General features: G+C 68.9%; 24 protein-coding genes. 17 read left to right on the plus strand and 7 right to left on the minus strand.

The window, feature by feature from the left end; translation table 11 throughout:
- Positions 1-141: 141 nt before the first annotated feature.
- The 5 genes from OO71_RS11520 to OO71_RS11540 are packed head-to-tail and all read left to right on the plus strand — an operon-like array spanning position 142 to position 6,341.
- On the plus strand, positions 142-1,458 hold the full coding sequence (locus OO71_RS11520; protein ID WP_051791449.1) for an MFS transporter: 1,317 nt from the start codon (positions 142-144) through the stop codon (positions 1,456-1,458).
- Positions 1,451-3,649 carry an arylsulfatase gene (locus OO71_RS11525; RefSeq protein WP_033289721.1) on the plus strand — a complete coding sequence of 733 codons (2,199 nt, stop codon included), beginning with the start codon at positions 1,451-1,453 and terminating at the stop codon, positions 3,647-3,649. Before OO71_RS11520 ends, OO71_RS11525 begins: the two co-directional genes overlap by 8 nt.
- Entirely contained in the window at positions 3,642-4,574 is a 933-nt protein-coding gene (locus OO71_RS11530) for a nucleoside hydrolase (RefSeq protein WP_033289722.1), read from the plus strand. The genes OO71_RS11525 and OO71_RS11530 overlap by 8 nt, the downstream gene beginning before the upstream one ends.
- Positions 4,571-5,377 carry a ribokinase gene (locus OO71_RS51595; protein ID WP_033289723.1) on the plus strand — a complete coding sequence of 269 codons (807 nt, stop codon included), beginning with the start codon at positions 4,571-4,573 and terminating at the stop codon, positions 5,375-5,377. Before OO71_RS11530 ends, OO71_RS51595 begins: the two co-directional genes overlap by 4 nt.
- Before the next feature lie 7 nt (positions 5,378-5,384).
- Positions 5,385-6,341, plus strand: coding sequence for a LacI family DNA-binding transcriptional regulator (locus tag OO71_RS11540; RefSeq protein WP_033289724.1), 957 nt, complete (start codon positions 5,385-5,387; stop codon positions 6,339-6,341).
- Here OO71_RS11540 and uriH read toward each other — a convergent pair.
- Entirely contained in the window at positions 6,338-7,273 is a 936-nt protein-coding gene (gene uriH, locus OO71_RS11545; RefSeq protein ID WP_033289725.1) for a uridine-preferring nucleoside hydrolase UriH, read from the minus strand. The genes OO71_RS11540 and uriH overlap by 4 nt on opposite strands.
- Positions 7,274-7,336: 63 nt before the next feature.
- On the opposite strand from uriH, the gene OO71_RS11550 reads away from it, so the two are divergent.
- The gene (locus OO71_RS11550) at positions 7,337-8,224 is read left to right on the plus strand and encodes a formylglycine-generating enzyme family protein (protein ID WP_033289862.1); all 888 of its coding nucleotides are present in this window, start codon (positions 7,337-7,339) and stop codon (positions 8,222-8,224) included.
- Positions 8,225-8,228: 4 nt separating this feature from the next.
- On the opposite strand, the gene OO71_RS11555 is transcribed toward OO71_RS11550, so the two are convergent.
- The 6 genes from OO71_RS11555 to OO71_RS11580 form a co-directional block, all read right to left on the minus strand.
- Positions 8,229-9,566, minus strand: coding sequence for an MFS transporter (locus tag OO71_RS11555; RefSeq protein WP_033289726.1), 1,338 nt, complete (start codon positions 9,564-9,566; stop codon positions 8,229-8,231).
- On the minus strand, positions 9,563-9,784 hold the full coding sequence (locus OO71_RS11560; protein ID WP_033289727.1) for a biotin/lipoyl-binding carrier protein: 222 nt from the start codon (positions 9,782-9,784) through the stop codon (positions 9,563-9,565). Before OO71_RS11560 ends, OO71_RS11555 begins: the two co-directional genes overlap by 4 nt.
- Positions 9,781-11,163 carry an acyl-CoA carboxylase subunit beta gene (locus tag OO71_RS11565; protein WP_033289728.1) on the minus strand — a complete coding sequence of 461 codons (1,383 nt, stop codon included), beginning with the start codon at positions 11,161-11,163 and terminating at the stop codon, positions 9,781-9,783. The genes OO71_RS11560 and OO71_RS11565 overlap by 4 nt, the downstream gene beginning before the upstream one ends.
- A 19-nt stretch (positions 11,164-11,182) precedes the next feature.
- Positions 11,183-12,178 (minus strand): 3-oxoacyl-ACP synthase III family protein, encoded by a 996-nt coding sequence (locus OO71_RS11570; protein WP_033289729.1) that lies wholly within the window; start codon positions 12,176-12,178, stop codon positions 11,183-11,185.
- A gap of 29 nt (positions 12,179-12,207) precedes the next feature.
- The gene (locus tag OO71_RS11575; RefSeq protein ID WP_051791450.1) at positions 12,208-13,065 is read right to left on the minus strand and encodes a 3-hydroxybutyryl-CoA dehydrogenase; all 858 of its coding nucleotides are present in this window, start codon (positions 13,063-13,065) and stop codon (positions 12,208-12,210) included.
- 140 nt (positions 13,066-13,205) lie between these two features.
- On the minus strand, positions 13,206-14,423 hold the full coding sequence (locus OO71_RS11580; protein WP_051791451.1) for an iron-containing alcohol dehydrogenase: 1,218 nt from the start codon (positions 14,421-14,423) through the stop codon (positions 13,206-13,208).
- A gap of 110 nt (positions 14,424-14,533) precedes the next feature.
- Here OO71_RS11580 and OO71_RS11585 point away from each other — a divergent pair, with 110 nt between their 5' ends.
- The 11 genes from OO71_RS11585 (at position 14,534) to OO71_RS11635 (ending at position 26,514) form a co-directional block, all read left to right on the plus strand.
- A complete protein-coding gene (locus OO71_RS11585; protein ID WP_033289730.1) occupies positions 14,534-15,679 on the plus strand; it encodes an acyl-CoA dehydrogenase family protein in 1,146 nt (381 codons plus the stop codon).
- A gap of 9 nt (positions 15,680-15,688) precedes the next feature.
- A complete protein-coding gene (locus tag OO71_RS11590; protein WP_033289731.1) occupies positions 15,689-17,251 on the plus strand; it encodes an AMP-binding protein in 1,563 nt (520 codons plus the stop codon).
- Positions 17,248-17,709, plus strand: coding sequence for an FAS1-like dehydratase domain-containing protein (locus OO71_RS47275; protein ID WP_051791452.1), 462 nt, complete (start codon positions 17,248-17,250; stop codon positions 17,707-17,709). Before OO71_RS11590 ends, OO71_RS47275 begins: the two co-directional genes overlap by 4 nt.
- An 8-nt stretch (positions 17,710-17,717) precedes the next feature.
- Complete coding sequence (locus tag OO71_RS11600; RefSeq protein WP_033289732.1) at positions 17,718-18,155, plus strand: FAS1-like dehydratase domain-containing protein; 438 nt, start codon at positions 17,718-17,720, stop codon at positions 18,153-18,155.
- Positions 18,152-19,099 carry a thiamine pyrophosphate-dependent dehydrogenase E1 component subunit alpha gene (locus OO71_RS11605; RefSeq protein ID WP_033289733.1) on the plus strand — a complete coding sequence of 316 codons (948 nt, stop codon included), beginning with the start codon at positions 18,152-18,154 and terminating at the stop codon, positions 19,097-19,099. The genes OO71_RS11600 and OO71_RS11605 overlap by 4 nt, the downstream gene beginning before the upstream one ends.
- Positions 19,096-20,085 carry an alpha-ketoacid dehydrogenase subunit beta gene (locus OO71_RS11610; RefSeq protein WP_033289734.1) on the plus strand — a complete coding sequence of 330 codons (990 nt, stop codon included), beginning with the start codon at positions 19,096-19,098 and terminating at the stop codon, positions 20,083-20,085. Before OO71_RS11605 ends, OO71_RS11610 begins: the two co-directional genes overlap by 4 nt.
- Entirely contained in the window at positions 20,082-20,315 is a 234-nt protein-coding gene (locus tag OO71_RS11615) for a lipoyl domain-containing protein (RefSeq protein WP_033289735.1), read from the plus strand. Before OO71_RS11610 ends, OO71_RS11615 begins: the two co-directional genes overlap by 4 nt.
- A 92-nt stretch (positions 20,316-20,407) precedes the next feature.
- Positions 20,408-21,673: a sedoheptulose 7-phosphate cyclase gene (locus OO71_RS11620; RefSeq protein WP_033289736.1), complete on the plus strand. Its 1,266-nt coding sequence runs from the start codon at positions 20,408-20,410 to the stop codon at positions 21,671-21,673.
- Positions 21,627-24,029, plus strand: coding sequence for a hypothetical protein (locus tag OO71_RS11625; RefSeq protein WP_156096259.1), 2,403 nt, complete (start codon positions 21,627-21,629; stop codon positions 24,027-24,029). The genes OO71_RS11620 and OO71_RS11625 overlap by 47 nt, the downstream gene beginning before the upstream one ends.
- A 4-nt stretch (positions 24,030-24,033) precedes the next feature.
- Positions 24,034-25,179 (plus strand): acyl-CoA dehydrogenase family protein, encoded by a 1,146-nt coding sequence (locus OO71_RS11630; protein WP_033289737.1) that lies wholly within the window; start codon positions 24,034-24,036, stop codon positions 25,177-25,179.
- Between the two features lie 60 nt (positions 25,180-25,239).
- Entirely contained in the window at positions 25,240-26,514 is a 1,275-nt protein-coding gene (locus OO71_RS11635) for a polysaccharide pyruvyl transferase family protein (RefSeq protein WP_033289738.1), read from the plus strand.
- Positions 26,515-26,705 lie beyond the last annotated feature (191 nt).

Raw genomic sequence — 26,705 nt, forward strand, 5'->3', positions numbered from 1 at the left:
ACTCCCACCCCACCACCCCGCCGTCCCGCCACAAAACGTCCCGCAAGCACCCGCTGGACACCGCCCCACCCCATCGCCTACCATCCTGGAATCGATTCCGGGATCGATCCCATCACTGGCTCGCCCCCACTGAGGACTCCCATGAACAGCACAACGGGCATCCCCCCCGCCCCGACCTCGGCCGCTGCCTCGGCGCGGACCGCGGTCGCCGCGAGCACTGTCGGTTCGATCCTCGAGTACTACGACTTCTTCGTCTACGGCACGCTCTCCGCGCTGGTACTCGGCCCGCTCTTCTTCCCCGCGCACGACACCGCCGTCTCCGGGCTGCTGTCGCTCGCGAGCTTTGCCGTCGGGTTCGTCGCGCGGCCCATCGGGGGCATCGTCCTCGGGCATTTCGGGGACCGCGTCGGGCGTAAACCCTTGCTGTTGTTCACCTTCCTGCTCACCGGGACCGTCACGCTCCTGATCGGCGTCCTCCCCACCTACGCGCAGATCGGGGCGGCGGCGCCGGTGCTGCTCGTCGTGCTGCGCATCGTCCAGGGGATCGGCATCGGCGGGGAATGGGGCGGTGCCGCGCTGCTCGCCGTCGAACACGCGCCCGAGCACAAGAAAGGCCTCTACGGCAGCCTCGTCCAGGCCGGTGCCCCCGTCGGCGTGATCCTCTCCTCCGGCAGCGTCGCCATCCTCACCGCCACCCTCAGCCGCGCCGAGCTCCTCGCCTGGGGCTGGCGGATCCCGTTCCTCGCCAGCGCGTTGCTGCTGGTGGTCGGCCTGTTCCTGCGGATCAAGGTCGCCGAGACGCCGGAGTTCTCCCGAATGAAAGCCGCGGGCGCCGAGGCCAGGCTGCCGGTGTGGCAGGCGGTCCGGAGGTTCCCGAAGCAGATCGGCGCCGCCGCGCTCGTGCACACCAGCGACACCACGCTGGGCCTCGTACAGGGCGTTTTCGTGCTCGGGTACGCCTCCGGCGTGCTCGGCATGAATCCGACGATCGTGTTGCTGGCCAACATCTTCTCCTCGGTCACCAACTTCGCCACCACCCCGCTCGCCGGGATGCTCGGCGACCGGATCGGCCAGAAACGCGTGGTTTCGCTCGGGCTCGCCGCCCTCGCGCTGTGGGCGTTCCCGATGTTCTGGCTGATCGGCACCAAGACCGTCGGCGGATTGTTCGTCGCGACGGGCGTCGGCGGCATCATCGTCGGCTGGCTCTTCGCCGGTCAGGCCACCCTGTTCGCCGCGTTGTTCCCGAGGGAGGTCCGGTACTCCGGGATGTCGCTGGGATTCCAGCTCGGCACCGTCCTCGGCGGCGGCTTCGGGCCGCTCATCGCACAGGCCCTCACCGGTTCGTCCCACGGCCACACGTGGCCGGTGTCGCTGTACCTCGTCGTCGTTGCGGTGGCCGCCTTCCTCGCCGCACGCAGCGTGAAACCTCGTCACCAGGGAGCCCGCGTCGATGACTGACCCCGCATTCGCCGGCAAGATCGGCACCACCGTGGCGGAATCCACCCCGTGGTGGCCCCCGGCGCCGAGCCGGGACGCGACGCGGCCGAACGTCCTTCTCGTCGTCCTCGACGACACCGGCTGGAGCGACTTCGGCTGCTTCGGCTCCGAAATCGCCACTCCCGCCATCGACGCGCTCGCCGCCAACGGCCTCCGCTTCACCAACTTCCATGTCACCCCGCTGTGCTCGCCGACCCGCGCCGCGCTCCTCACCGGCCGCAACCACCACGCGGTCGGCATGCGGTTCCTCGCCGACACCGACACCGGATTCCCCAACTCGCGCGGCAGCGTCCGGCCCGACGTCGAACTCCTGCCCCAGATCCTGCGCACCAACGGTTACGGCACCTACCTCGCCGGCAAATGGCACCTCGCGCCGCTGCACGAGATCACGCCTGCCGGGCCGCACCACAACTGGCCGCTCGCCCGCGGGTTCGACCGCTACTACGGCTTCCTCGACGGCTGCACCGACCAGTACGAACCCGAGCTCTTCGAGGACAACCACCAGATCCCGGTACCGCGGCGCGAGGGTTACCACCTCAGCGAGGACCTCGCCGACCACGCCATCACCTTCGTCCGGGACCACACGACCTTCCGCCCGGAGAGCCCGTTCTTCCTCCAGCTCGCATTCGGCGCGACACACGCGCCTTTCCAAGCCCCGAAGGAGTACATCGAGAAGTACACCGAGATCTTCGCCAAGGGCTGGGACCGGACCCGCCACGACCGGCTGCACCGGCAGATCGACCTCGGCCTGGTCCCCGCCGGAACCACGCTCACCGAACGCAACGACGGCGTCCGCGGCTGGGACGACCTCGGCGAGGACGAACAACTCCTGTTCACCCACCTGCAGGCCGCCTTCGCCGGGTTCCTCGAACACGCCGACGCGCAGCTCGGCCGCGTGCTCGACGCGCTCGGCGAACTGGGGGTCCTCGACGACACCATCGTCCTCGTCCTCTCCGACAACGGCGCGAGCCGCGAAGGCGGGCCGACCGGCGACGTCGACACGAATGCCCCGTACAGCGGCGTCCGGCGCGAAGTCCGCGAGCAGCTTGCCCTGCTCGATGACATCGGCGGCCCGGCCGGCGGCGCGCACTACCCCGAGGGCTGGGCGATGGCCGGGAACACGCCGTTCCGGCGGTACAAGCAGTTCGTCGACCTCGGGGGTGTCCGGTCCCCGCTCGTCGTTTCCCGGCCCGGTTCGGGTGCCCGCGGGATCCGGAACCAGTTCGTCCACGCCGTCGACGTCGCGCCCACCCTCCTCGACCTCCTGCACCTCGATCCGGGTACGGCCATGGACGGCGAAAGCGTCGCGGCTGCCTTCACCGACCCCGGCGCAAAAGCCGGCCGGACGACCCAGTACTGGGAAACGCTCGGGCACCGCGCCGTGTGGCACGACGGATGGAAGGCCGTCACCGCGCATGAAACCGGAACGCCGTACGAGCAGGACACCTGGCGCCTGTACGACACCCGGGCCGACTTTTCCGAATCCGTCGACCGCGCATCGGCGGAACCCGGTAAATTACGCGAACTCCAGCAGTTGTGGTGGCGCGAAGCGGGCCGCAACGACGTATTCCCGCTCGACGACCGCCCGTTGCGGGACCTCATTTCCGAACGCGGCCCGATCGGCCTGTACGCGGAGAAGACGATCACGCTCCGGCCCGGCCAGTCGCACCTTCCCTTTTCCAGTGCGGTCACCGGCTCGAACCGCGACGTCGACGTCGTCGCCCACCTCACCGGAACAGCCGACGGAATCCTGCTGTCCAGCGGAAACGCGCAAGGCGGCTACCTGCTGTACCTCCACAATGGACAGTTGATCTTCGAGCACCGCCACCTGCAAGACCACGTCCTCGTCAACGCCCCCCTCCCCGCCCCCGGACCGGCCGGATTCCGGCTCCGCACCGACGATGACGGCTCGGCAGACGTCGTCCTGTTCGCGGCCGGAGAAGCATTGGCACACGGGAGAATTCCTCGTACGTCAGCGCATTTGTCGTTCTGGGGCCTCGATGTCGCCCAGGTACCCGGCAGCACCTTCAGCAACCGATTCACCCCACCATTCGCACTACCGGAAAAGGTGCTCGACCGCATCGAGATCACGGTTCACCCGGCCACCGACGACCTCGATGACTATGCGAAAGCGGTACTCGCCCATGAATAGCACTCCCGTCGTCCTCGACGTCGACACCGGGATCGACGACGCACTGGCCATCATGCTCGCCCTGCGGCATCCAGCGCTGGACGTCCGCGCGATCACCTGCGTGGCGGGCAACGCCGGGCTCGGCCAGGTCGTGGAGAACACGCTCGCCGTCACCGCCCTCGCCGGAAACACGACGGTCCCGGTCGCCGCGGGAATGCCGCACCCGATCGTCGAACCGCCGCGCGACGCGAGCTACGTCCACGGCCGGAACGGTCTCGCCGGGCTCACCCTGCCGCCCCACAACCGGCAGGTCGAGGACTGTCACGCGGTCGAATACCTCCGCCGTCTCCTCACCGAAGCCCCGGTACCGGTCACGATCATCGCGCTGGCCCCGCTCACGAACATCGCGATGCTCCTGCGGATGTACCCCGAAGCAGCCACGAACATCGCCCGGATCGTGTTCATGGGCGGCGCAATCGGCCTCGGCAACGCCACCGCGTCGGCCGAATTCAATGTGTGGCACGACCCGGAAGCGGCGGAAATCGTCCTGCGCAGCGGTGTTCCGGCCACGATGTACGGCTTGGAGCCCTTCTATCGCGTGACCTGCGACGCCGACACGATCGCGAAACTCTCCGCCGCCGAATCCCCGCTGCAGGCGACGGCCGGAGCGTTGCTCGCACACCTCGCCACCGTCGGCGACGACCAGGGCCGGACCGGTGAGAAAGGCGCAGCGGCCATCGGCGACGCCGGGACTGTGTGCGCCGTCATCGATCCCGACGGCGCCGTCGTGCGGCGCGCACCCGTGTCCGTTGCCTTGCAGGGACCGGAAACCCGCGGGCGGACGATCGTGGACTTCCGCCGGGGAGCGAGCGACGGGCAGGTCGACATCGTGATCGACGTGGACGGTCCGCGGTACCGCGATCTGTTCCTGGACACCCTCTCGTGACCGGCCGGGTCATCGTCGTCGGGTCGCTCAACCTCGACACCGTTCTCCGCCTGCCGCACCTGCCCCGGCCCGGCGAAACGGTGGCCGCCCCGACGAAGGTCGTCCTGCCCGGCGGTAAAGGCGGCAACCAAGCCGTGGCTGCCGCGCGTGCCGGAGCAGAAGTGCTCATGCTCGGCGCAGTCGGACCGGACGGCGGGCGCTACCTGGCGCACCTCAAGGCATCCGGCGTCGAAACGACCCACATCGACACCGTGCCGGACACCCCCACCGGTTCGGCGGTCGTGCTCACCGACGCGGCTGGCGACAACATCGTCGTCGTCTCGGAAGGAGCCAATGCGCACGTGCAGCCTGCCCTCGACGACCTCGGGCTCAGCAACGACGACGTCGTCTCACTGCAGTTCGAGCTCCCCCACCACACGGTGTTTTCCGCTGCCAAGCAAGCGAAGGAGGCAGGCGCGACGGTGCTGGTCAATCCGTCGCCCTGGCGGCCTGCGGACGACATACTCGCCCTCGCCGACGTCATCGTGGTGAACGAACTCGAAGCAGCGGAACTCGGCGACACCGTCCCGGCCTCCCGCCGGTGCACCACCCTCGGCGCGAGAGGTGCCCGCTGGGGCGAGCTGAGCGTTGCCGCGACCCGCCTGGAGCCGGTCGACACCACCGGCGCCGGAGATTCCTTCACCGGCACCCTGGCGGCCCTGCTCGCGACCGGGCACGCGAAGGAAACCGCGCTGCGGCGCGCAGTGGCCGCGGCGGGCGGGGTATGCGGCAAATCCGGGGCGCAGCAATGGCGTTCAGTATGATCAGCGCGTGACCGATGCTGCCGGCTCCCCCGCCACGATCCTCGACGTCGCGCGCCGCGCCGGGGTTTCCCGCACGACCGTGTCACGGGTGCTCAACGAGCCCGACCGGGTCACCACCGACACCCGCAACCGCGTCCTCGATGCCGCACGGGAGCTGCGGTACGCGCCGAGCAGCGTCGCGCGCGGCCTGCGCAGCGGGCGCACCGGGATGATCGCCCTGCTCGTGGGGGACATTTCGCAGCCGTTCCACGGATGTCTCGCACAGTCCGTCGTCGCCGCGGCCGAGCAGCGCGGGCTCGGCGTGCAGCTGCACGACCTCGGGCACAGCACCGCGCGGCTGGAGGCGGTGCTGCGCAAGCTCCCGCAGCACCGCGTCGACGGGATCGTGCTCGCCACCGCCGACGACGTGTCCACCGGCTCGATCCGGGCAGCCGTCGGGGAGTGCGCGGCCAAGGGGCTCGCCATCGTCACCGGGGTGGAGCAGGGGGTCGAGGGCATGACCGCGGTCCACACCGACCACAGCGCAGTCACCCGGTCGGCCTTCCGCGCGCTCGCCGACGCCGGTGCGTCGTCCCCGGCGCTGCTGGTCGGCGACGTGCAGAGCCCGATCGCCCGCCAGCTGGCCGCCGGTGCGGACGGTGCCCGGGTCGTCGCGGTGGGCTACGGGTTCGAGGGCGCGCGGGATGCGGTCGCGCAGCTCGGCCAGGAGGTCGACGCCCTCGTCGTGGCAACCACTCCGATGGCGCTCGGGGCGCTGTCCGCGCTCGGCGGGCGGCAGGTCCCGGTGGTGGTGTGCGAAGAGGTGCCGCTGGCCGGGTACGTGCGCCCGGGCCTGTCCACGAGCGCGGTGCGGCCCGAAGTCACCGGGGAGGAAATGGTGCGGCTGATCGATTGCCTGCTGCGCGAAATCCCGTTCGAGCGACGGCTGCTGACGCCCGAGCTGATCCGGCGCGAGACTTTCTAGCCGATGCGTGCCAGAGCGTCCGCCACCAGTGCCCAGAACCTGCCGTGATCGAGGTCGACGGCCACCCTCGTGTGGCACTCCGGCGGCGGCTCGGCGCGGAAATCCGCGACGGTCATGCCGAGCGTGTGCGTACCGGTCAGCTCGACGGTCAGCGGCACGCGCCGGGTGGTCATCACGTCCGGGTCGATCACGTACGCGACCGCGCACGGATCGTGCACCGGCGGATGCGGGAACCCTTGTGCCGCAAGGTAAGCGGTCCCGAAGAAGTCCAGCAGCCCGCCGACGAACCGGGCCGGTCCGGTGCCCACCTCCGCGATCCGCGCCCGCACCTCGGGCGTGGCCAGCGCTTGGTGCGTGAGATCCAGCCCGACCATCACCACCGGCCAGTCCTCGTGCACCACGATGTGCGCCGCCTCCGGGTCGGCCACCACGTTGAACTCGGCGACCGCGCTCCAGTTGCCGGTGTGGTACCCACCGCCCATCAGCACCACCTCGCGCACGCGCGGCACGATCCGGGGTTCCTTGCGCGCGGCCAGTGCGATGTTGGTGAGCGGGCCGGTCGGGACCAGGGTGACCGTGCCCGGCGCGTGTGCCAGCACGGTGTCGATGATGAGGTCGACGGCGTGCCGCGGGTCCGGGGTGATGGCCGGTTCGGGGAGCACCGGGCCGTCGAGGCCCGACTCGCCGTGGATGCCCGGCGCGGTCCGGATCGGGCGGACCAGCGGCCGGTGCATGCCACGCGCGAACGGGACCCCGGTGATCCCGGCGACCCGCGCGACGGCCAGCGCGTTCCGGGTGACCTTGTCCACGGTCTGGTTCCCGAACACCGTCGTGACCGCGAGCAGGTCGACCTCCGGATTCCCGTGCGCGAGCAGGAGCGCAATCGCGTCGTCGTGCCCGGGATCGCAGTCGAGAATGATCTTGCGCGGCATTTCCGCATTCTATCCGGGCAGTTCACGGTTACAGTGGGGCCCGAGTCCGAGGAGGCGTTGGCGTTGTCTGCATGTTGTCCCCCGTCGCGGCCGGAAGCCGGAACGGTTGCCACTGACCAGGTACGACCGGGAGACGGCGTCGGCTCGGACGGCCTGCGCACGCTGCCCGGCGGCACCTTCCGGATGGGCACCGCCGACGAGGACGGTTTTCCCGCAGACCACGAAGGCCCGGTGCGGGAAGTCACCGTCGGACCGTTCGCCATCGATGCGTATTGCGTGACCAACACCCGGTTCGCCGAATTCGTCGACGCCACCGGTTATCGCACCGAAGCAGAACAGTTCGGCTGGACGTTCGTATTCGCGAAATTCGTCCCCGGAGAACTGCGCAAGCAATCGCCGCGACCCGAACAGGCGCCGTGGTGGTGCGGAGTTTCCGGGGCGTTCTGGCAGGCCCCCGAAGGCCCCGGCAGCACCGTCGAGGACCGCGGCGACCACCCCGTCGTCCACGTGTCCTGGAACGACGCCACCGCCTACTGCCGCTGGGCGGGCCGCCGCCTCCCCACCGAAGCGGAATGGGAATACGCCGCCCGCGGCGGCCTCGACCAGGCCCGCTACCCCTGGGGCGACGACCTGACCCCCGGCGGCGTCCACCAGTGCAACATCTGGCAGGGCCGGTTCCCGGTGCACAACACGGCAGAAGACGGTCACGTCGGCACCGCACCGGTGGATGCGTTCCAGCCCAACGGTTTCGGGTTGTACAACGTCTCGGGCAACGTGTGGGAATGGTGCGCGGGCTGGTTTTCCGAGGACCAGCAGGCCCGCCCGATGCGCGGCGGGTCCTACCTCTGCCACGACTCGTACTGCAACCGCTACCGGGTCGCCGCCCGGACGTCCAACACCCCGGACAGTTCCAGCGGCAACGTCGGCTTCCGTACGGTCGCGGACCTCTGACCTCTTACACGCGCACCCGCCCCGGCAAAACCGCCACGGCTCCCACTCCGCAGAGGATCACCGCCGCCCACAAGCATGCCGTCGCGTAACCGCCACTCTGCGTGGCAATGGTATTCAGCACGGCGACCCCGACCGATGTGCCGACCATCTGGCTGGTGCTGAAAAACGCCGACGCAATCCCGCTGTCGCGCACCCCGACCTCCGCGGTCGCCATGCTCATTGCGGGCGGCCCGGTCAACGCCGCCCCAAAGCCGACCACGACCTCCGCGGGGAGGATGAGCCACCAGTACGAGCTGGTCGCGGTGACCTGGCTCAGCAGCAGGGTGCCTGCCGCGAGCAGGAGGAACCCGCCGCCAAGGGTGACGCTGAGCCCGCGGCGGCGGAGCAGCCGGTGGGTGTACCAGGTCGCGACGCCGGCATTGGCCACCAGCATCGGGAAGAACGCCAGTCCGGTGAGCAGCGCGCCGAACCCCAGCGCCTGCTGGAACTGGTAGCTCAGCAGCAGGAACATGCCGAGCAGGCCGAACCCGATGCCGGCCGCCGCCACGTAAGCCGAGATCCGGCGCCGGTCCTGCAGGAGCGACAGGGGCAGGAGCGGCTGGGCCGTGGTCCGCTGCCGGAGCACGAACGCACTGAGCAGCACCACCGCGAGGCCGGACGAGCCGAGTACCAGGGGCGATCCCCACCGGCCGCCGCTGCCTTCGGCCAGCGCCCACACCAGCGTGACGAACCCGCCGGTGCTCAGCAGCGCACTCGGCAGATCCGGCCGCACGCTGCGGTCCCCCCGTTCCCTCGGCAACTGCTTCCACGCCACCGCCGCCGCCACGATCGCGATCGGCGCGCTCACGCAGACCCACCAGCGCCAGGTGCTGAACTCGGTCAGCGCCCCGCCCGCGACGAGCCCGAACCCGCCGCCGGAGGTGAGGACGGCCCCGAACACCCCGAAGGCCCGCGCCCGTTCCCGCGGATCGGGGAAAGCCCGCGAGAGCACGGAAAGGTTGGCCGGGGTCAGTGCCGCGGCGAACGCACCTTCCGCGGCCCGGCCGGCAATCAGCACCCCCACGTCAGCGGCGGTCCCGACGACGATCATCGAGACGGCGAACCCGAGCGCGCCGGCGACGACCACGGTTCTCCGGCCGAACCGGTCGACGAGCCGCCCGCCGAGCAGGATCAGGCTGGCGAACACCACGGTGTAGGCGCTGACGACCCATTGCCTCGACGCGTCCGAGACCTGGAAATCGTGTTGCACGGACGGCATCGCGATGCTGATCATGGTCGTGTCGGCGGCGAGCACCAGCTGTACGGCGCCGACCACCGCGAGCAGGGTCCATTTCCCGCTCACGGGATCGGGACCAGCACGGCCAGCACCGTGCCCTCCCGCACGACCTCCCCGCGCGCCACGGCGATCCGGCCGATCATCCCGGAGGCCTCGGCCAGCACCGGGATCTCCATTTTCATCGATTCGAGCAGCAGCACCGGGTCTCCCGGGGACACGCGCTGCCCGGCTTCGGCGGTGATGTCGAGGACGGTGGCGACCAGTTCGGCGCGGATCTCGTTCACAGCGGGATGTTCCCGTGCTCGCCGCGCCGCGGCGGAAGGTCGGCGAGTGCCGCGGCCACTGCGGTGCGGGTGCGATCCGGGTCGATGATCTCGTCCACGACCTGTGCTTCGATTGCCGCAGCCAGTCCCCCGGCTTCGGCGCGGTGCCGGTCGGTAAGACGGGCTTCGAGCGGCGGCCGTTCGTGATCGGGTACCGCGGCGAGCTCGCGGCGATGCAGCAGCCGCACTGCCGCCGTCGCCCCCATCACCGCGATTTCCGCCTGTGGCCAGGCATAAACCCGGTCCGCGCCCAGCCCGCGGCAGTTCATGGCGATGTACGCTCCGCCGTACGCCTTGCGGAGTACCACGGTGACCCGCGGGACCGTGGCCTCGGCGAACGCGTGCAGCAGTTTCGCGCCCCGGCGCACCACCCCGCCCTGCTCCTCCGCGACACCCGGCAGGTAACCCGGGACATCGACGAGCACCACCAGCGGAACGCCCAGGCTGTCGCACATCCGCACGAACCTCGCCGCCTTCTCCGCCGACCGCGAGTCCAGGCATCCGCCGCGGTGCAACGGATTGCTCGCGACCACGCCGACCGACCCGCCGCCGATCCGGCCGAGACTCGTCACGACGCTGCGCGCCCAGCCCGCCTGCAATTCGAGCGGCTGGGTGTCGAGCAGACGCGCGAGCACCGGGTGGATGTCGTACGCCCGCTGCGCCCGCTCCGGCAACAGGCCGCTGAATGACCGGTCGCGCACCTGAGCCGTTTTACCCGGTGCGCCCAGCAGTTCGGCCAGCGCCGCCGCCTTGCGGTAAGCGTCCACTTCGGACTCCGCGACGACGTGGGCGACCCCGCTCTCCCGGCTGTGCGCGTCCGGGCCGCCGAGGCTGACCGCGTCGATCCGTTCCCCGGTGACCTCGCCGATGATCATCGGCCCGGTGATGAAAACCCGCGCGTGCGGCGCCATGATCACGACGTCGGTGAGCCCCGGCCCGTACGCGGCCCCGCCCGCCGCCGCGCCGACCACCACGGAGATCTGCGGAATCCGGCCCGACGCCATCGTCATCGCGTGGAAAACCTGCGCCACCGCGTGCAGGCTGCCGATCCCGTCCTGCAGCCGCGCCCCGGCGGAATGCCACAGCCCGACGATCGGAAGCCCCTCCCGCAGCGCGTGCCGGTACGCCGCGACGATGATCGCGCAGTTGCCCTCGTGCATCGCGCCGCCCTGGATGCGGTGATCCAGCGAGAACACGACCGACGGCACCCCGCGCAGGTCCGCGGTCGCCCACAGAGCGCCGTCGTTGCGTTGCCGCACAACGGTCGTACCGAGGTCGGCGAGCGCCTCGACGCGTTCGTCGGGGGAACGTGCTTCGGTGCCGTCGAGAACGGCTGCCATGGAGTTGTCCCTTTCGCGGTCAGTGGGTTGCGGGAGCGTGCCAGCGCAGGAGGCAGTGCCCCATCGCCATCCCGCCGCCGAATGCGGACAGCAGGACGAGATCGCCGTCGTGCAGCTCGCCGGCTTGCGCGGCGGCATCAAGGGTCACCGGTACCGAGGCGCTCCCGACATTGCCGAAGTGCTCGACAGTGCGATGCATCCGCGCGCTGCTGAACCCGGCCTGTTTCTCGAGCTCGTCGAGCAGTGCACCGTTGGGCTGGTGCGGCACGACGTGCGCGAGGTCGCCGGGTGCGGCTCCCGCGGCTTCGACGGTCCGGGCCATCGCGGGCGGAACCTGCTCCAGCACGAAATCGCGGACCTGCCTGCCCTCCATCCGGAAGAAGTGCCGGTCCTCGTCGACGGTCTGATGCGACGTCGGGATCCGGCTCCCGCCCGCTTCGACCCGGATGAGCTGCTGCAGGTCGCCCCGCGCCACGAGTTCGGTGTGCCGGATGCCGTAGCCGTCGGCCACTTCACCGACGACCGCCGCGCCCGCGCCGTCGCCGAGCAGCACAGCGGTCCGCCGGTCGGAGAAGTCGATCGACCGGGAATACAGGTCGGCCGCGATCACCAGCACGCGACGTGCGGTACCGGCGGCGACCAGGCTGCGCGCGAGTTCGAGGCCGTAAATGAAGCCACTGCACACGACATTGAGGTCGAAGGCAGCCGCCTGCCACGCGCCGAGCAGGTTTTGCACCAGGCACGCGGTGGGTGGCTGCGGGGAGTCCGGAGTGGACGTCGAGACGACGATCATGTCCAGGTCGGTGGCTTTCACCCCCGCCGCGGCGAGCGCCGCGCTGCCCGCGTGGGCCGCGAGGTCGGACGTGGCCTGGTCTTCGGCCGCGAATCTTCGCGTTTTGATTTTGGTCTTGCGCAGAATCCATTCCTCGTCGACGCCGGCGCGCTCCGCGACGTCGGCGCTGGAAACCTCCCGTTCGGGCAAATAGGAACCGGTGCCGAGCACACCGACGGCCATACGTTCGTCCCCTCTTGTCCCCCGCCGCGTCACGACGGGTAATGGTGAAAGCCGGACCCGGTCTTCTTGCCGAGCCGGCCGGCGTCGACCAGCCGCAGCAGCATCGGCGGCGGGACGTACTGCGGCTCTTTGAACTCGTCGTACAGCGCGGCGGCGACCTTGGCGACGACGTCGAGCCCGATCAGGTCGATCACCGCGAGCGGCCCCATCGGATACCCGCAGCCGAGCACCACGGCGCGGTCGACGTCGGCCGCCGATCCGGCGCCGCCGTCCACCATCCGCACCGCGGAAAGCAGGTACGGGATCAGCAGCGCATTCACGAGGAACCCCGACCGGTCCGGCGCCCGCACGACCTCCTTGCCGAGGACGCCGGTGAGGAACAGTTCGGTCTGCAGCACGGTTTCGTCGTCGGTGCACAGCGTCGCAATCACCTCGACGAGCGGCATGACCGGCACCGGGTTGAAGAAGTGCGCCCCGATCACCCGCCCGGGCCGCGCCGTGGCATTCGCCAGCCGCATCACGGGAATCGACGAGGTGCCCGTCGCGAGCACGGCGTCCCCGGCGGTTTTGTCCAGCTCCTCGAAGATCTCCCGTTTGAGGTCCTCGTCCTCGCGCACGCACTCGATGACGAACTGCCGGTCGGCCAACGCCCCGAAATCAGTGGTCAGCCTGACGCGGGACAACGCTTCGACCCGCTGCGCCTCGGTCAACCGTCCTTTCGCGACACTGCGGTACAGCGATTTCGCCAGCCGCGCCCGTGCCCCCTCGATGGACAGCTCCTGCCGCCCGACCACCACGACGTCCAGCTGCCGCCCCGCACAGAGCTCCGCCAGCCCGACCCCCATGAGCCCACACCCGACGACCCCGACCCGGCGAACGTCGTCCATCGGAACCTCCCAGCCAGCGCGGCACCTTGTCCCTTCAATTGGTACGCGCCGCCCGGGAGTGGCAGCTATCCATTGCACGCAGCAAGAAATCCAACTGACGGCGGACCCCGCGAACGGGATCGCACCGCACGCAGCGCGGATCAGTACGCGTCGTTCAGGATCCCCACGATCTCGTCCGCACTGCGGACCGGACGGGGGTTGGTCGCCACGATCAGGTCCGCCATCGCGTCCCGGGCCAGTGCCGGGAAGTCGTCACGGCTGACGCCGACCTCGCTCAGCCGCGTGGGCAATCCCAGCGACGCCACGAAGCTGCGGATCAGACTGGCCGCGCCGAGTTCCACGGACGCATTGGCACCGGAACCGGCACCGGCGAAGATCTTCGCGATGTCCCGCTGCCGCGCTTCCGTGTGCGAGAGGTTGAACTCCAGCACCGTCGGCAGCATCACGCACGACGTCACGCCGTGCGGTACCCCGCAGCGTGCCCCCAGCTGGTGCCCGATCCCGTGGCTGAGGCCAAGGCTGACGTTCATCAGGCCGAAGATCGACTCCCACGCCGCGACCTGGCATTGCCCCGCCGCATGGAGGTCGGAAGCGTCGCGCGCGGAGACGGGCAGGTAATGCACCAACCGGCGCAAGGCATCCGTGCACAACGCATCAGTGATCGGCTGCGCATTCGTGGAACACAAAGCTTCCACCGCATGGTCGATCGCACGGACCCCGGTCGACGCCCACAGCTCGCGAGGCGTGTACACCGACAGTTCCGGGTCGAGCACGACCACGCGGGGCGCCAAGCTCGGCGTGATGTAGAGGTCTTTCACCTGCTGGGCGGTATCGGTGATCCCGATGATGCCGGTGAACTCGCTCGCCGACAGCGTCGTACCCACCGCCAGGTGCGGGAGATGCGGCGCGGTCGTGGCCGGGATCTCGATCTTGTCGGGGTATTCGAACACGACCCGCCACGCGAGCAGGTCGTCCCGCGTGCGTACGTCCTCGGCGAGACACAGCTGGACAGCCTTCCCGAGGTCGACCGCGCTCCCGCCGCCGACGCTGAGGATGCCGTCCGCCTCCACGGCCCTCGCGGCCTCGGCTGCGGCGAGCACCACGTCGTCGGGTACGTGCGGACGGCCGCCGGTAAACACCCCGGCCACCCGGTCCCCCGTCGCCTGCGAGACCAGCGCCTTGACGTCGGCCTGACGGCTCAGGCTCGGTGACACGACGACGAAGAGCCGGTCGAGATCCAGCCGTTCGCATTCCTCGGCGAGCCGGGCCAGCGAACCGGGGCCGAACAGCACCCGTTCCTGCGGCACCGAGTCGAACCGGCCGGCCAGCGGGACCGGAACCGGGCGGTGAGCCGTCATGGGACCTCCTCGGGGCGTGCGGGCACGACGGACGCACGGCTCAACGTACCCCGAAATCGCGCAAAGGCCAACCGGTTGACCTTTGTGGGCCGCGGTGTCAAGCTGACCGGGTGGACTTCGCCATACCGCCTGAACTCACGCTGTTCGTCGACTCCGTCCGGCAGTTCCGCGAGAAGGAACTGATGCCGCTCGAGCCCGGGTTCCTCCGCGACGGCCGGTTCCGCTCCGAGACGCGGACCGCGCTCGAGGAAGCCGGGCGCCGCAAGGGATTGTGGGCTCTCGAAGCTCCCGCGGAGTACGGCGGGCAGGGCATCGGCATGCTCGCGACCTGCCTGGTGGCCGAAGAGCTTTTCAAGCACCCGGCGATGTTCGAGTTCGGCGGCAGCCCCGAGCCCGCGCTCTACCAGTGCACCGACGAGCAGAAGGAGCGGTTCCTCTACCCCATCATCAAAGAGGACCTCCGCTGCTGCTACGCGTTCACCGAGCCCGGCGGCGGCTCCGACGTGGCCGCGATCCGCACGACGGCCGTCCGCGACGGCAGCTCGTGGATCATCAACGGCACCAAGACGTTCATCTCGTACGCCGAACGCGCCGGTTTCGTCATCCTCTTCGCCACCACCGACCGGGAACTCGGCGCAAAAGGGGTCACCTGCTTTCTCGTCGAAAAGGGCACCCCGGGCTTCAGCCTGTCCCGGCCGATCCCGACGATGGGGGACGACTGGGAGCCACACGAGCTGAGGTTCGACAACTGTGTCGTCCCCGACGCCAACCGGCTGGGTCCGGTCGGCGGTGGCTGGCAGCTCGCCGTCGAGCAGCTGACGCACGGCAGGCTCAAGATCGCGGCGTACCAGCTCGGCATCGCGCAGCGCTGCGTGGACATCGCCGTCGAATGGGCCAAGAACCGCGTCACCTGGGGTAAGCCGATCGCGTCCCGGCAAGCCGTGCAGTGGATGCTCGCCGATTCGGTGACCGAGCTCGACGCCGCCCGCCTGCTCACCTACCGTGCCGCCTGGTTGCAGGACGAGGGCAAGCCCGGCGAGACCGAAGCCTTCATGGCGAAGCTGTACGCCACGGAGATGGCGCAGCGGGTCACCGATCGCTGCTTGCAGATCCTCGGCGGTCTCGGCTACAGCAAAGAACTTCCGATCCAGAGTTTCTACCGGCAGGTGCGCGTGTGGCGGATCGGCCACGGCACGTCCGAGATCCACCGGTGGATGATCGCGCGCGACCTGCTCGGCTCCGCGGCGCGGGACTGAGGAGGCGCCATGGACATCGCCGGGAACCGGACGCTGCGCGACCTCCTGCTCGAACGAAGAAGCCGGTTCGGCGCCGAGAACTTCCTGACCTTCGTCGACCGCGACCTCGCCGTCCGCGAGTACAGCTACGACGCCTTCGTCGACCAGGTGCAGCGCGTGGCGGCAGGCTTTGCCGCAGCCGGAATCGGGAAGGGCGACAAGGTCGTCGTCCATCTGCCCAACTGTCCGGAATTCCTGTTCTCCTGGTTCGGGCTGGCCTGGCTCGGCGCGGTCACCGTACCTTCGAACGTGGCCAATACCGCGGCCGAAATGGACCACGTCGTGTCCTTTTCGGACGCCGTCGGCGTGGTCACCGCCCCGGCGTACTGCGCCATGTTCGACCAGGTCACGGCGCACCTGCCAGCTGTCCGGCTCCGGGTGTCGATCAGCGCACCGGCCGGTAGCTGGCTGCCCTTTGCCACACTGCTGGAGCACGGTGCCGAGGCACCCGAAGCGGACGTCAGCTCCGACGACCTGGCCGAGCTGCTCTTCACCTCCGGCACCACGGCTCGGCCGAAGGCGGTCATGCTCACCCACGCCAACTGCCTGTCCGCCGGGGAGCGGGAATGGCGCGTGCTCGGGCTGGATTCCGGCGACCGTTGTCTCACCGCGCTGCCCGCCTTCCACGTCAACGCACAGACGCTCACGATCCTGTCCGCGCTGACCGTCGGAGCGAGTTGTGTGCTGCTCGCCGAATACCGCGCAAGCAGGTTCTGGGCGCAGGTGCGCGAACACCGTGCCACCGCGTTGTCCCTGGTCGCCATGCAGGTCCGCACCCTGCTCGCGCAACCGCCCGATCCTGCCGACCGCGACCACTCAGTCCGCCGGGTCATGTTCGCCATCAACGTGCTCGACGAGGAAAAGACCACCTTCGAAGAGCGCTTCGGGGTGGAGCTCATCAACGGGTACGGCCTGTCCGAAGCGATGACGATCGTCACGATCGCTCCCGTGCACGGCGAGAAGCGGTGGCCGTCGATCGGGCTGCCAGCGCCGGACCGGCGCGTGCGGATCGTCGACGAGCACGGCGCCGACGTCCGTCCCGGCGAGGTCGGCGAGCTGATCGTCGGCGGGGTTCCCGGCCGGAACCTCATGCAGGGTTACTACAAGGACCCCAAGGCAACCGCGGAAACGCTGCGGGACGGCTGGCTCTACACGGGTGACAACGCCTACGCCGACCTGCGCGGGTACGTGTACTTCTTCGACCGGCGCAAGGATGTCATCAAGGTCGCCGGAGAGAACGTTTCCGCCAGCGAGGTCGAACGGGTGCTGCTCACCCACCCCGAAGTGGCCGAGGCCGCCGTGATCGCGGCGGCGCACACGATCCGCGACGAAGTACCGGTGGCCTTCGTCGTCGGCACCCCGGGTACCACGCCGACCGCCGCCGCCCTCACCGAGCACTGCGCGCAGCACCTCGCGAAATTCAAGGTCCCGGCCGAGGTGACGATCGTCGGCGAGCTACCGAAAACGTCGGTCGGCAAGATCGAGAAACGGGTGCTGCGTCAGCAGATCGAGACCAGGAGGGCGATCGGGTGACCAGTACTCTCAGATCCCATTACCGCCGCCTCCGCGGGGAGCTCGGCAACCCTCGCACCGAGGACCTCGGCGTCCTCACCCAGCGCGACATCGACCGGTTCGCCGTCGCCTCCCACGCGCCTGTCACGGGTACCCAAGCGCCGCCGCTTTTCCTCAGCTCCGTCATGGGCTGGGGCGCCGGCCCGCCCGAGGGCGAGCTCGACACCGACGGCACCGCCGTTGCCGACACGCGCGGCCTTCGGCTCACCGGGGTACGGCTCATGGGCGCCGGCCAGAACCTCGAATTCCACGCCCCCGTCGAAGCAGGTACGCGGGTGCTCGCGCACACCAGCCTGCGGGACGTCGAGATCAAGTACGGGCAATCCGGGCCGCTTCTGGTGCTGTGCCTCGAACGGCAGTTCACCGACGACACCGGCCGTCCGCTCGTCACCTGCCAGGAAACGTTCATCGCGCGCTGAGGAGTTCCATGACCCCACCCAAGACAGCGGCGTCCTGGTTCAGGATCGGAGCACCGGTCACGCCCTACACCGTCCGCCCGACCACCGTGCAGCTCTTCCGGTTCAGCGCCGCCACGTGGAACGCGCATCGCATCCACTACGACAGCGCGTACGCCCGCAGCGAGGGCCACCCGGACGTGCTCGTACAGTCTCACCTGCACGGCTGTTTCCTGGTCAACGCCCTGCTGAAGTGGGCAGGGCCGCAGGCCACGCTGCGGTCGCTGCGCTGGCGCAATCGTCGCATCGCGGTCGCCGACGATGTGCTGACGGTGACCGGCCACGTCATGTCGGTCGTCCGCGAGGGGGACGACAGGCTGGTCGAGGTCGAGCTCGCCGAACGCGACCAGCGCGGCGCCGTATGCGTGTCGGGGCAAGCGGTCGTGTGCATCCCGGCGGAATCGTCATGACCGCGGTGCGCCTTTACCGGACCATGGCGCTGATCCGGGAGTTCGAGACCGCCGCGTCCCGGCTGATGGCGTCCGGAGAGCTGGCCGGGTTCCTGCACCTGTCGATCGGGCAGGAGGCGGTCGCTGCCGGGGTCTGCGACGTCCTCGGCCCCGCCGACTACCTCACGACCACCCATCGCGGGCACGGCCATTGCCTCGCGAAAGGCGCGGACCCCCGGCGGATGCTGGCCGAGCTTTTCGCGCGCGCCACCGGGTACTGCGGCGGCCGGTCGGGGTCGATGCACGTCGCCGACCCGGCGCTGGGCATCCTCGGCGCGAATGCCATCGTCGGCGCGGGGGTCCCCATCGCGCTCGGCGGCGCGCTGGCGGCCCAGGTGCTCGGCGAACCCCGCGTCGCGGTCACGTTTTTCGGCGAGGGCGCGGTGGCCGAGGGCGTGATCCACGAGTCGCTCAATCTCGCCGCGCTGTCCCGTCTGCCGATCGTTTTCGTGTGCGAGAACAACGGGTACGCCGAAATGACACCGTCCTCGACCCATCTGCGCGCATCCTCGGTCACGGAATACGCGCGCCCGCACCACATCCCGGCGGAAAGTGTCGACGGTAATGACGTCCTCGCCGTCCGCGACGCGGCTCAACGCGCGGTGGACCGGGCGAGGTCCGGCGACGGGCCGACCCTGCTGGAATGCCGCACCTACCGCTGGCACGGCCATTTCGAAGGCGACGCTCAGGGCTACCGCACCACGGCGGAGGTCGACCTCTGGCGCGCCCGGGACCCGCTCACCGTGCTGCGCAAGAACGTGGACGGGCTGAACGGCCAGTTCGACGACATCGACCGCGATTGTGCCGACGAGATCGCCGAGGCCACGGTCTGGGCCCGCGCCCAGCCTCCGGCCGCATTGGAGTCGCTGACCGACCACGTCTACCGCGCCCAGGAGGTCGGATGACACGCCGCAAATACTGGCAGGCCATCAACGACGCGCTCCGCGAGGAACTCGGCCGCGACGAGCGCGTGGTGCTGTTCGGCGAAGACGTCGGCGCTCCCGGCGGTCCTTTCGGTGCCACCAAAGGGTTATTGAGCGAATTCGGGCCGACCCGGGTCCGCGACACCCCGATCAGCGAAGCGGCCATCACCGGAATGGCCGTCGGCGCCGCCATGGCCGGATTACGCCCGGTCGTCGAGATCATGTTCCTCGATTTCCTCCCGCTCGCCCTCGACCAGCTCGCCAACCAGGCCGCGAAAAGCTCGTACCTGTCGATGGGCCACTATTCCGTACCCCTCACTTTGCGCACCTTCTGCGGCGCACATCTCGGCGCCGGACCGCAGCATTCGCAGAACCTCGAAGCGTGGCCCGCGTCGGTACCGGGCCTCAAGGTCGTCTGGGGCAGCACTCCCGCCGACGCCAACGGCCTGCTGAAAGCGGCGATCCGCGACCCCGATCCGGTGGTGGTGATCGAAAGCGCGCGTCTGTGGTCGACCCGCGGCGAGGTACCCGATGGCCACGTGGTCCCGCTGGGCGAAGCCGTGATCCGCCGCCCGGGCACGGACGTGACGCTGGTCTGCTGGGGTGGCATGGTCCCCCGCGCCGAGGCCGCTGCAGCCGCGCTCGGGGCCGGCGGCGTGAGCGTCGAGGTGCTCGACCTGAGGTCCCTGCTGCCCTTGGACGTCCCCCGGATCCTGAACTCGGTCTCCCGGACCGGACGCCTGGTGGTCGCCCAGGACGCGACCGGTCCGGGCAGCGTCGGCAGCGACGTGGTCCGGATCGTGGCCACGCAAGGGTTCGGGGCCCTGCGTGCCGCACCCGAACTCGTCACACCCCCATTCGCCCCCGTTCCGTTCCCGCCGCCGCTCGCGCACGCGTATTTCCCCCAGGAAAGCGAAATCGCCGCCGCGGTGCGCCGGGTGATGCCGAAGGAGATCGCAGCCGGATGAGTGACATCGTGGTACCGAAATGGGGCCTGACGATCGAGGAAGTCACGCTCCTGGAATGGTACAAAAAGGCCGGAGATCCCGTGATGGCAGGCGAACCGGTCTGCCTCGTCGAATCGGACAAGGTCACGCAGGAAATCGTGAGCCAGGACGGCGGCACGATCCTCGAACTGCTCGCCGAACCCGGCGACGACATCCCGACCGGCAAGGCGATCGCGAAACTCGGCCCCTGATCCGCGCGATCGGGACGGGCAGGCGCGAAGAGGTCCAAGACCGGCGCATCGCGGATCGCCACCGCCCCCGCGGCGAGCCTATAACTGGCTGAGTGACCTATGCCTCTGCTGTTCACGACGGAACGCGCACCCCTGGCCTGTACACCTACAGCCCCCGGGTCAGCTCCTGGACCGTGCGCGCGGACAAACCCGTAACCTACGAAATCCGTTTCTGCACCGACGTTCTCGGCCCCGAGCACACCGATCTCGCCACCGCGGGCGGCACCGTCGGCGGGACGCGGCGCCGGATCGTCGTCATCGACGAGAACGTCGAGCTGCGCTACGGCGACCGCGTCCGGAAGTACTTCAAGCACCACGACGTAGACGCGACGATCACCGTCATCCCGGTCGACGAAACCGTCAAGAACTGTGACACCGCAACGCAGGTGATCCGCGACATCGACCGGTTCGGCATCGCCAGGCGCACCGAGCCGATCATCGCGATCGGCGGCGGCGTGCTGATGGACGTCGTCGGCATGGTCAGCAGCCTCTACCGCCGCGGCACGCCGTTCATCCGCGTCCCGACCACGCTGATCGGCCTCGTCGACGCCGGGGTCGGCGTGAAGACCGGGGTCAACTTCGACGGGCACAAGAACCGGCTCGGCACCTACCATCCGGCCGATCTCACCCTGCTGGACAAGTCTTTCCTCGCCACCCTCGAGCACCGGCACGTCAGCAACGGGCTCGCCGAGATCCTGAAAATGGCGCTGATCAAGGACGACCGCCTGTTCACGCTGCTCGAGGAATCCGGGTCGCGGCTGCTGGACGGCAAATTCCAGGACGACAGCGGCGAAGCCGACGAGGCCCTCACCCGTGCCATCCACGGCATGCTGGACGAGCTGCAGCCGAACCTGTGGGAAGCCAAGCTGGAACGTGCCGTCGACTACGGGCACACGTTCAGCCCCACCGTCGAAATGCGTGCCCTGCCTGCCCTTCTGCACGGCGAGGCGGTGTGCATCGACATGGCGATGACCACGCTGATCGCCGAAGACCGCGACCTCGTGACCACCGGCGAGCGCGAGCGCATCTTCACCGTAATGCGCAAACTCCGGCTGCCCACGTGGGATCCGGTACTGGACCCGGACCTGCTCACGAACGCGCTGCGGGAAACCGTGCGCCACCGCGACGGCAAGCAGCGTCTCCCCCTGCCCCGCGGGATCGGTGACGTCGTCTTCGTCAACGACGTCACCCCGCAGGAGATCGACCTCGCGCTCGCCCGCCAGCGCGACCTTGGCACCAGCCGAGCCGAGATGACCGGAGGACCCGACGGCAATGGCCACCGAACCACAACGCCTCTTCGTAGCAGTAGCAAGCGCTAGCGAGGGATTCCGCAGAACGGTCGCCACCGCATTGGCCCGGCTCGGCACCGGCGAGCGGCAGTTCACCGGATCCGCCGCGCTCGCCGGCGAGGCGGACCGGACGTGGCCCACCACGTTCGCAACGCTGGCCGACCGCGCCGGTGCGTTCCTCGACGACGTCCTGCCTGCCGCCGAGGTCGAGCTCGTCGTCGCCCCGGGAATCGACGAGCTGGCGGGAGAACTCCGGCTACCGGTCCGCACGCACGACGGCCAGCAACCCTGGAGCGCCGCGGACACGGTGCTCTTCCTCGTCGACGCCCGGACCGCAGTACCCGGCGACGACGTCGACGCCCGTCTCGACACCACGATCGCACGGCTCCACGCCCTCCGGGAAAAGGCCGGATTCGGGATTTCCCCGTACTCCGTCTTCGTGTACGACGATCACGACGCTGACTCGGTGTATTCACGCACCGACTGCACCGCACGGCAAACTCCTGACGAAGCATGGGTGCTCGCGGTCGACACCATCCGCGCCTTCACCGACCTGGTCCAGCTGCGGCAAGCCAACACCCGCGCCGTCCTGCCGCACACCGAGGCACCCGCGACCCTCGCGACCACCCTGACGGAATTCCTCACCCAGGAATCGGGCGCGAAATGGGGACTGCATTTCTTCACCGGGTCGATCGTGTCCAAAGTGATCCAGGACGCCACCGTGATCGCCCGCCGGGCAGGCAATCCCGTGCTGCGGGGCCCGAGCGAGCACAGCCTCGCCTGCGGCGCGCTCGCGCGGTGGCAGCTGCGGGAAGCGCCGTTCCTGATGGTCGTGACCGCGGGAATGGTCGACGAACTCCGTGGCACCCTGGCGAATCTGCGCGATTCGCAAGCGCGCGGGTTCATCATTTTCGGCGAAACCGAACCTGGTCAGTGGCAGCCTTTCCAAGGCACCGTGCACGATCACGAAGACGCGCGCGCCGTATTCGCCGCCCGGCGGATTCCGTGCTTCCACCTGACCGACCCGGCCCGCATCGCCCAGGATCTGCAGGCCGCATTCCGTGCGTACCACCAGCGCAGCGGGCCGGTCGCGCTGCTGACGTCGCCGAGCGTCCTCGCGCACACCGGCGGCGTCGAGCTGCCGAAAGCAACGTCCGGCATCGCACATCCCCGGGTCACCGAGGACACCATCGACGCGGTCGCGCGCATCGTCAACACCGAGCAAAGCGCCCTGGTCTGGCAATGCGGCCACCTCACCGAACCCGAACGCGAGCTGGTCTACCGCCTGGCGCACGACGCCGGGATCGCGCTCACCGATTCGCTCGGCCGTCCCGGGACCGTCGCCCGCTTCCACCGCGGCCAGGTCGTCGACGAGTACCTCGGCACGCTCAGCCTGTACGGCTCGTCACCGGCGGTCTGGCGGCTCCTGCACCCGGCCGGCACCTCCCTCGGGTACGACGAGCACGCGATCTTCTTCCTGAAGAGCCGGATTCCCGACCTCGCAACGCCGTTCAGCGAAAAAGCGCTGTTCACCCGCCTGCGCGTCGTGCAAGTCACCGACACGCCGCGGCACATCGCGCCGTTCACCGACCTGCCGGTGGTCGAGGACCTGCATTCGTTCCTCCTCCGGTTGAGCCGGCGTCTCGATCCCGACGAGCGCGTGGTCCGCTTCCGGCGCGAGGCCATCGCGGCTGCCGTCGCCGCGCCCCCGGACCCGCTCCGCGACGTGCCGACCATGCCCCTCACGCACGAGTATTTCTTCACCCAGCTGGACGAAGTCCTCGACGACCTCATCCGCCACCACAGCTACAGCTACACCGGGTGCTACGACGTCGGCCGCGGCGGCATCTCCGCGGTCCGGAACCTTTCGCGCACCGGCGAAGGCCTCTCCGGCTGGTACGGCCGCGCGCTCATGGGCGACGCGCTGCTCGCCATCCCGGCCCTCGCACTCAGCGAGCGGGGCAACATCCTCGGCTTCATCGGCGACGGCGCGGGCGCCCTGGTCCCGTCGTTCCTGCCCAGCCTGGCCCAGCAACTCCGGTACGAATCCGGCCAGGTGGACGGCAATGTCACCATCTTCCGCCTGCTCAACGGCGGGTTCTCGATCATCCGCTCGTACCGCGAACTCCAGCACGCCACGACCGCCGACGCGCAGATGTCGCTCCTGACGCCGGTCGACGAACCGTGGCAGCGCCAGTGGGGCGGCACGACAGTCACCCACGAACGGCTCACGACGATCGACCGCGAACGCATGAAGGAGCGGTTGCTGACGCCGTCGGCCGTCAACCTCGTTTCGGTGTATCTGGCGCACGACAACGAGGGCGACAGCGTGATGCCCGCGTCGCGGAAGAACTGGCGGATGCCCGAGTACGGCAAGCGGAGGTAAGCGAGTGGACTTCGAAATTCCCGGCGAACTCGCCTTGTTCGTCGACGGGGTACGGCAATTCCGCGAACGCGAGCTGATGCCGCTGGAACCTGATTTCCTGAGAGCCGGGCGGTTCACTTCCGAACAGCGGTCCACGTTGGAAAACCGCGCCCGCCAGCAGGGCTTCTGGGCCCTCGACGTCCCCGCTGACCACGGCGGCCAGGGCCTGGGCACCCTCGGCACCTGCCTGGTCGCCGAGGAACTGTACAAACACCCCGCCATGTTCGAATTCGGCGGCAGCCCGGAACCGGTTTTGTACGAAGGCACGCCGGAGCAGAAAGAACGCTACCTGTACCCGATCATCAAGGAGGAAAAACGCTGCTGTTACGCCTTCACCGAACCGAGCGGCGGCTCGGATGTGGCGGCAATGCGCACCACCGCCGTCCGCGAAGGTGACAATTGGGTCATCAACGGCACGAAAACCTTCATCTCCCACGCCGAACGCGCGGACTTCGTCATCCTGTTCGCCACCACCGACCGCACGCTGGGCGCCCGCGGCGTGACCTGCTTCCTGGTCGACACCGGCACCCCCGGCTTCACCCTGTCCCGCCCGATCCCCACCATGGGCGACGATTGGGAACCGTACGAACTCACCTTCGACCACTGCGTGGTCCCCGACGCCAACCGCCTGGGCCCCACCGGCGGCGGCTGGGCCCTGGCGAACGACCAGCTGACCCACGGCAGGCTCAAGATCGCCGCGTACCAGCTGGGAATCGCCCAGCGCTGCGTGGAAATCGCCGTGGACTGGGCAAGAAACCGCGTCACGTGGGGCCGCCCGATCGCGTCCCGCCAAGCAATCCAATGGATGCTCGCCGATTCGGTCACGGAGCTGGAAGCGGCCCGCTGGCTGGTCTACCACGCCGCCTGGCTGGCCGACGAGGGCCACCCGATCAAGACGGAAGCCTTCAAGGCCAAGCTGTACGCGACGGAAATGGCCCAGCGCGTAACGGACCGCTGCCTGCAGATCCTGGGTGGAATGGGATACAGCAAGGAACTGCCGATCCAGAGCTTCTACCGCCAGGTCCGGGTCTGGCGCATCGGCCACGGCACCGCGGAAATCCACCGGTGGATGATCGCCCGCGATCTGCTCGGGATCTCGGCCAGGCACTGACGAGGATCCACTTTCCGACACCTACTCGCCGCCTCCAGAACGACAAGGACACGATCACAGATGCACCTGAACGCACCCGCGCCGCGCATCCTCGCGACCGGCGGCTACCAAATGGACAACTTCGGCGACCTCCTTCTGCTTCTGGTCACTGAGCACTATCTCCGCGAGGCCAAGGTCGTCGCCGCAGGCGCCTTTCTCGCCTCAGCCAGTACTGACATGAAGCCACTGCTCGATCGGGAGACAGACGGATACGGACCGCTGCTCGAGAAGGAGCGATTCGACGCGATTTGGACTGTCGGCGGCGAACTGTGCGCCGATCTGGGGCAGCGCGGCGGGGATTTGCAGCATGCCTTTTGGATCGCGGCAACGGAAGATGCCTACCGAGAGTTCGAGAAGGCCACGAACGACGCAGAGCGGGACGCCGTTCTATACCGCGCCACCGGCGGCAGTCCGATCATTCATCCGGACATGCCCTCCCCCGCCGAGTACCCGCCGAATGCCGGTTCGGTGTCCGTGCTCAATTCCGCCGGGATCGCGCACATCCTCGATGTTCCCTCCGCCCAGCGGGCCGCGGTCATCTCGTTGCTTCGAGGTACGACATACATCTCGATCAGGGACAGGAGGTCCAGTGAACTTCTCGATATGCTGGAGATCGAACACAGCCTCGTACCCGATGCTGTACACGCGATCAGCGTGACACACCCTCGCGAACGATCCTCGGGATCCGACTATGCAATCGTCCAGATGTCGGACACACTGTTGTCTCGGCTCGGCACAATGAACGTGGCGCAATCGCTGATGCGGAGCCGCACCCTGCGGGGGCTGCCCATCCGGATCCTGGTCGCCGGAACGATCGGTCGCTCCCCTGCTTTTCAGTCGAATGCCGAGGTGCGCAAGTTCGTCAAAGATACTTCTCCGAACACTGACATCGAAGTCATCGAAGAGCGCCGCCCTTTCGACCTGGTAGAGCAGATCGCAGGGGCACGCTTGACTATTGGCACTTCACTTCATCTGCGCATTGTCTCGGCGGCCTACAATGTCCCCCGAGTATCTCTCGCCGATCTCAATCCCAAGGTCAACAGGTACGCCGGGCTCTGGGACCACGACATGCCCTACGACGCCTCGATCGGCGCGCTCGACCACGCCATCGACCACGCTCTGGCACTCGCCGACGATCCCGAGACGGTACGGCATTCCACCAAACTCTCCACATTGGCGCACGAAAATCTCGAAGCACTTGCCGAAAAGGTTCTCGCACCGTCTCCGGAACCCACAGAAGCCGAGTGGAAGAATCGATCCGCACAGCGTCAGGCATACCGAATGCAGAGTTCCTGATCATGATCTTCACACGTGGACCCTCCCGCAATAGGTCGACCGGTTGACCTCTACCTGTTCACCCCGTAGCATGTGCCATGCCTCACCCCCGCTGGCAGGTCACGCCGCCGGCAGGCACAGGTCTCGCTCGAATGGTCCAGGCGACGTTCGGCCCTGGGCCGATCGCTCCTTCCACCATCCACGTCAGAGAG

Origin of the sequence: Amycolatopsis jejuensis, from assembly GCF_000717335.1 — a bacterium.
GTDB lineage: Bacteria > Actinomycetota > Actinomycetes > Mycobacteriales > Pseudonocardiaceae > Amycolatopsis > Amycolatopsis jejuensis.

Coding starts and splice junctions, on each gene's coding strand:
- OO71_RS11520 (WP_051791449.1), top strand. CDS start 142: ATGAACAGCACAACGGGCATCCCCCCCGCCCCGACCTCGGCCGCTGCC.
- OO71_RS11525 (WP_033289721.1), top strand. CDS start 1,451: ATGACTGACCCCGCATTCGCCGGCAAGATCGGCACCACCGTGGCGGAA.
- OO71_RS11530 (WP_033289722.1), top strand. CDS start 3,642: ATGAATAGCACTCCCGTCGTCCTCGACGTCGACACCGGGATCGACGAC.
- uriH (WP_033289725.1), bottom strand. CDS start 7,273: ATGCCGCGCAAGATCATTCTCGACTGCGATCCCGGGCACGACGACGCG.
- OO71_RS11565 (WP_033289728.1), bottom strand. CDS start 11,163: ATGGCAGCCGTTCTCGACGGCACCGAAGCACGTTCCCCCGACGAACGC.
- OO71_RS11570 (WP_033289729.1), bottom strand. CDS start 12,178: ATGGCCGTCGGTGTGCTCGGCACCGGTTCCTATTTGCCCGAACGGGAG.
- OO71_RS11575 (WP_051791450.1), bottom strand. CDS start 13,065: ATGGACGACGTTCGCCGGGTCGGGGTCGTCGGGTGTGGGCTCATGGGG.
- OO71_RS11580 (WP_051791451.1), bottom strand. CDS start 14,423: ATGACGGCTCACCGCCCGGTTCCGGTCCCGCTGGCCGGCCGGTTCGAC.
- OO71_RS11590 (WP_033289731.1), top strand. CDS start 15,689: ATGGACATCGCCGGGAACCGGACGCTGCGCGACCTCCTGCTCGAACGA.
- OO71_RS11600 (WP_033289732.1), top strand. CDS start 17,718: ATGACCCCACCCAAGACAGCGGCGTCCTGGTTCAGGATCGGAGCACCG.
- OO71_RS11605 (WP_033289733.1), top strand. CDS start 18,152: ATGACCGCGGTGCGCCTTTACCGGACCATGGCGCTGATCCGGGAGTTC.
- OO71_RS11610 (WP_033289734.1), top strand. CDS start 19,096: ATGACACGCCGCAAATACTGGCAGGCCATCAACGACGCGCTCCGCGAG.
- OO71_RS11615 (WP_033289735.1), top strand. CDS start 20,082: ATGAGTGACATCGTGGTACCGAAATGGGGCCTGACGATCGAGGAAGTC.
- OO71_RS11625 (WP_156096259.1), top strand. CDS start 21,627: ATGGCCACCGAACCACAACGCCTCTTCGTAGCAGTAGCAAGCGCTAGC.
- OO71_RS11635 (WP_033289738.1), top strand. CDS start 25,240: ATGCACCTGAACGCACCCGCGCCGCGCATCCTCGCGACCGGCGGCTAC.